Source organism: Bacteroidales bacterium, assembly GCA_031275285.1.
Taxonomy (GTDB): Bacteria; Bacteroidota; Bacteroidia; order Bacteroidales; family UBA4181; genus JAIRLS01.
In genome coordinates, this window is record JAISOY010000104.1 from 1 (window position 1) to 4,408 (window position 4,408).

Here is a 4,408-nt window from a genome sequence, read left to right on the forward strand (position 1 = left end):
CAAATGCGTACTTTCAAGTTGTTGTCCTGATATCTTTCCAATTACATGAAGCTTATGTTCAGGAGAAGCTGTTCCGATACCAACATTCCCGTTAGTTTTGATTGTCATTGCATGTGTCCAGTATCCTACTACAAAACGTAAATCGTGGTTAGATTCGGTTCCAATTGAGCCAACACCTTCTGGGGTATGAGAAAATATACCAGTTTTGACATCATCTGTTCTGACTAAAAATTTTGCACTAGAGGAGCCGAAAAGATCTAATACCCTCCCCCAATTTTGCTCATTACTTATTTCCGTTGTACCTATTCCTACATTACCATTCGTTTTTATAGTCATAGCATATCGTGCATATCCGGCCATAAATCTTAAGTCGTGTTCGGATTCTGTTCCCATCAGACCAAACAGATCCCCTTCATGAGCATAAACTCCAGTTTTCACAGTATTACTTCTAATAAGTAATTTTGAATGATTCAGATTGAACACATCCAATACTTTTCCCCATCCTTGCTCATTACTTATATTACTGGTTCCTATCCCGATATTACCATTATTATAATAAATATTACTCCCACTCGTCTGCCATTGTCCAAAAACCGAAATCACCGAAATCACCAAAACCAATTGTACTAAAATTACTTTTCTCATGAGATTTAAATTAATGTTTGCTAAAAGAAACAAAAATATACTTTTATTTGAGTCAACAAAATTTTCCGGATTAATATGTAAAGAAGACTTTATCTTTATTGATATATCCGTAAGGTGTTTGTAACACAGTTGATGTCTTACTTTCCATCGGTTGATCCATTTCTGGAAAAAATTTATTCCCTGTTACCTATTAAAGTAAACAATTCATAATAAAATAGATAAAAACATACACGTATTACAGCATAGTGGATAAATATCCAGCATGTTTCTTTTTTCACCGGTCTTTTTTAATTTTACATTTTCTTGATTGCATAGTCATTTTTGGCATCATAAAATATCCTGAACAACAAAAACCGAAACCATTAATATTTGTATATGGAAAGAATATTTAAAACAATCAACTTGCTCATCATTCTCTTGTTTTTTTGCCATGCAGCTTCTGCTCAACAGGAAATATTCCTGTATGGGACAAAGGATACTTCCGGCCCGAGTATTACCGTCTGGCTTCCGGAAGGCACATCCGAAGTAAAGAAAGCGGTGATCGTCTGCCCGGGAGGAGGATACGGAACGCTGGTCATCGACCGGGAAGGCCATACCATTGCAAAGGAATTCAACAAGCTGGGAATAGCTGCTTTTGTGCTGAAATACCGGCTTCCCGACAGGACAAAAAATACGGACCAGTCGCTATACCCATTACAGGATGTCCAAACAGCCATAAAGATGGTAAGACAACGGGCAAAAGAATGGAAAATCGATCCGGGAAAGATCGGGATCATGGGATTTTCGGCAGGAGGACATCTCGCATCGACGGCGGGAACCCATTATCACGAACCGGCAATCGAAGCTGATGGCATCAGCCTGCGTCCCGATTTTATGATCCTTGTTTATCCGGTCATTAGCTTTATGGATGCTTTCGGGCATACCGGTTCCCGAAAAAACCTGATCGGGGAATCCGCTTCCCGGGAAAAAGTCCTGATGTTTTCCAACGATCTGCATGTGGACAACACCACGCCTCCCACTTTTCTGACACACGGCACCAACGACGCCGTGGTAAAAGTGGCCAATAGCCTGGCTTTTTACCAGGCATTGATCCAGAATAATGTCTCGGCGGAATTGCATATTTATGCCGACGGACATCATGGTTACCCGCAATCTCCCCCTTTTGAAGAATGGTTCGGACGCTGTACTTATTGGCTAAAGAAATTATAATCAAAGATTAAACCATTAAAATGAGAAAATCCTGTTTCACCCTTATTCTTCTGTTCCTGTCAATTTGTATATTTCAGGTATATGCCCAAATATCCCTGATCAACCCGGATCTTCTTTCCGGACGATGGCCGGCCTGGTGGATCTGCACATCCGGCGCTCCGGCCAATGAATATGGCGTATATCATTTCCGGAAAACCATCCACCTGGATACTCAGCCACAAAAATTCATCATTCATGTTTCTGCCGACAACCGTTATAAATTATATGTCAATGGAGAAATGGTCTCATTGGGCCCCGCCCGGAGCGATGTATACAACTGGGCCTTTGAAACGGTGGATATAGCGCCTCAACTTAAGACAGGTAAGAACATCATTGCCGCTGTGGTCTGGAATTTTTCAGGATACAGCCCGGTGGCCCAGATGAGTTTCAATAAAACAGGTTTTATTGTACAAGGTAACGGACCGAATGAGCAGGTCATCAACACTGATCCATCATGGAAAAGCATCCGCAACGAAAGTTACAGCCCTATCCTGACCGATCTGAAAAGTTATTTTGTAGTAGGTCCCGGAGACAAGGTACAGGCAGACCGGTATCCATGGGGATGGGAACAACCCGGATATGACGATGCTTCATGGAAACCTGCAGCCCGGATCATTACGGGAGGCGGAAAAGGATCACGGGACTATCCCGGGTGGCAACTGGTGCCACGTAGTATTCCCCAGATGGAATTGACTACCGAACGGATTCAAAGTTTACGTCGTACGGAAGGGATGGCCTCTCCATCAGGGTTTCCGCAACAAAGCGGCAATTATATGATCCCTGCCTCGTCTGAAGTATCGCTGTTACTGGATCAGTCCTACCTGACCACCGCTTATCTCCACCTGAAATTCAGCAAAGGAAAAGATGCGGACATCACCATCAAATATGCCGAATCATTATACGAACATCCTCCCCGGGACAAAGGCAACCGTAATGAGATCGAAGGCAAAACCTTTTTCGGGTATGATGACCGGATCATTGCGGATGGAGGTGAACAGCGGGAATTTATTTCGCTCTGGTGGCGCACGTACCGTTACATTCTGCTGGAAATAAAAACTGCCGGAGAACCGTTGGTGTTAAATGACATCTATGGTACCTATACCGGTTATCCGTTCGAACTGGCATCCAGATTTTCCGCCCCACAGATGCCGGAGCTGGACCGGATATTATCGGTCGGATGGCGTACGGCAAGGTTATGTGCCCATGAGACATATATGGATTGCCCTTATTATGAGCAACTTCAGTATTTCGGCGATACCCGTATCCAGGCTATGGTTACCCTGTACAATACCAGGGATGACCGGCTGGTCAGAAATGCCATCGATAACGGACGGCAGTCCATTGTGTCCGATGGTATCACCATGAGCCGTTATCCGACCAATCTTCACCAGTTCATCCCTTCATTTTCCATCTGGTGGATCGCTACCATCCATGATTACTGGATGCACCGGGGAAACAACCGGTATATAGCGGCACAGCTTCCTTATACACGTATGGTGCTGGATTATTATGAAAAACATCTCCGGGACGATGCTTCCCTCTCCTACATCCCCTACTGGTTTTTCACCGACTGGGCCTCAGGGTTCGACGGAGGCGTACCGCCACGTCTTCCTGACGGACAGTCTTCCGTTCAGGATCTGCATTTCCTGATAGGTCTCCAGCTGGCTGCAGATATGGAAAGGGAATTAGGGATGAAAGCATTTTCGGAACATTACGGACAACTTGCATCCAGGATAAAATCAGGATTCAGAACAAAATACTGGGATCCTTCCCGGAAACTGTTTGCCGATACTCCTAACAAGGACCGTTTTTCCCAACATGCCAATATACTGGCTATTCTATCCGGAATTGTAGAGGGGGAAGAAGCCGGGACGCTGATGACCCGTCTCCTTCAGGAAAAAGGATTGACACAGGCGTCTGTCTATTTTAAATATTACCTGAATATGGCATTGAACAAGGTGGGAATGGGCAACCAGTACCTGGATATGCTGGATATCTGGCATACACATCTGGCCAATGGATTGACTACCTGGGCCGAATCACCGGAACCTGCCCGGAGCGATTGTCATGCCTGGGGATCGAGCCCGAATATTGAATTTTTCCGCATTGTTTTAGGGATCAGCTCGGCAGCTCCCGGATTTGAAAAAGTACTGATCGCGCCACAACCGGGTAAACTACAGAGTGCTTCCGGATGTATCCCTCATCCGAAAGGAGATATTTGTGTGGATTACCAATTGGATAAAAAGGGAAATATAACCGCCGAGATCACATTGCCACAAAATGTTTCGGGAATATTTATATGGAAAGGGAAACAAACCCGATTACATGGCGGCAAGCAGACGATCAAATAACTTCCGGCACAAACATGATATTAATCAGTTGTCAGGGGCAAAAAAATATATTAATTTGCATGTGTCGGCAGTAGGTCCGGAGAGATAACTTTAAGGTATGTCTGCATTTTTTAACAAACATCACGTCTACCCCTTCATGACATGTCCATGCACGAAGGTGCACC

At 44.4% G+C, this 4,408-nt stretch carries 3 protein-coding genes; 2 read left to right on the top strand and 1 reads right to left on the bottom strand.

The features are described from left to right. Positions 1 to 645, bottom strand: a 645-nt coding sequence (locus LBQ60_11285) for a hypothetical protein (protein ID MDR2038494.1), incomplete at its 3' end; no start/stop codon positions are given. 375 nt (positions 646 to 1,020) lie between these two features. Here LBQ60_11285 and LBQ60_11290 point away from each other — a divergent pair. Together LBQ60_11290 and LBQ60_11295 are read left to right on the top strand one after the other, a co-directional pair. Then, positions 1,021 to 1,854, top strand: coding sequence for an alpha/beta hydrolase (locus tag LBQ60_11290; GenBank protein ID MDR2038495.1), 834 nt, complete (start codon positions 1,021 to 1,023; stop codon positions 1,852 to 1,854). Between the two features lie 20 nt (positions 1,855 to 1,874). Next, positions 1,875 to 4,244 carry an alpha-L-rhamnosidase N-terminal domain-containing protein gene (locus tag LBQ60_11295; protein ID MDR2038496.1) on the top strand — a complete coding sequence of 790 codons (2,370 nt, stop codon included), beginning with the start codon at positions 1,875 to 1,877 and terminating at the stop codon, positions 4,242 to 4,244. The last annotated feature ends 164 nt before the right edge of the window (positions 4,245 to 4,408 follow it).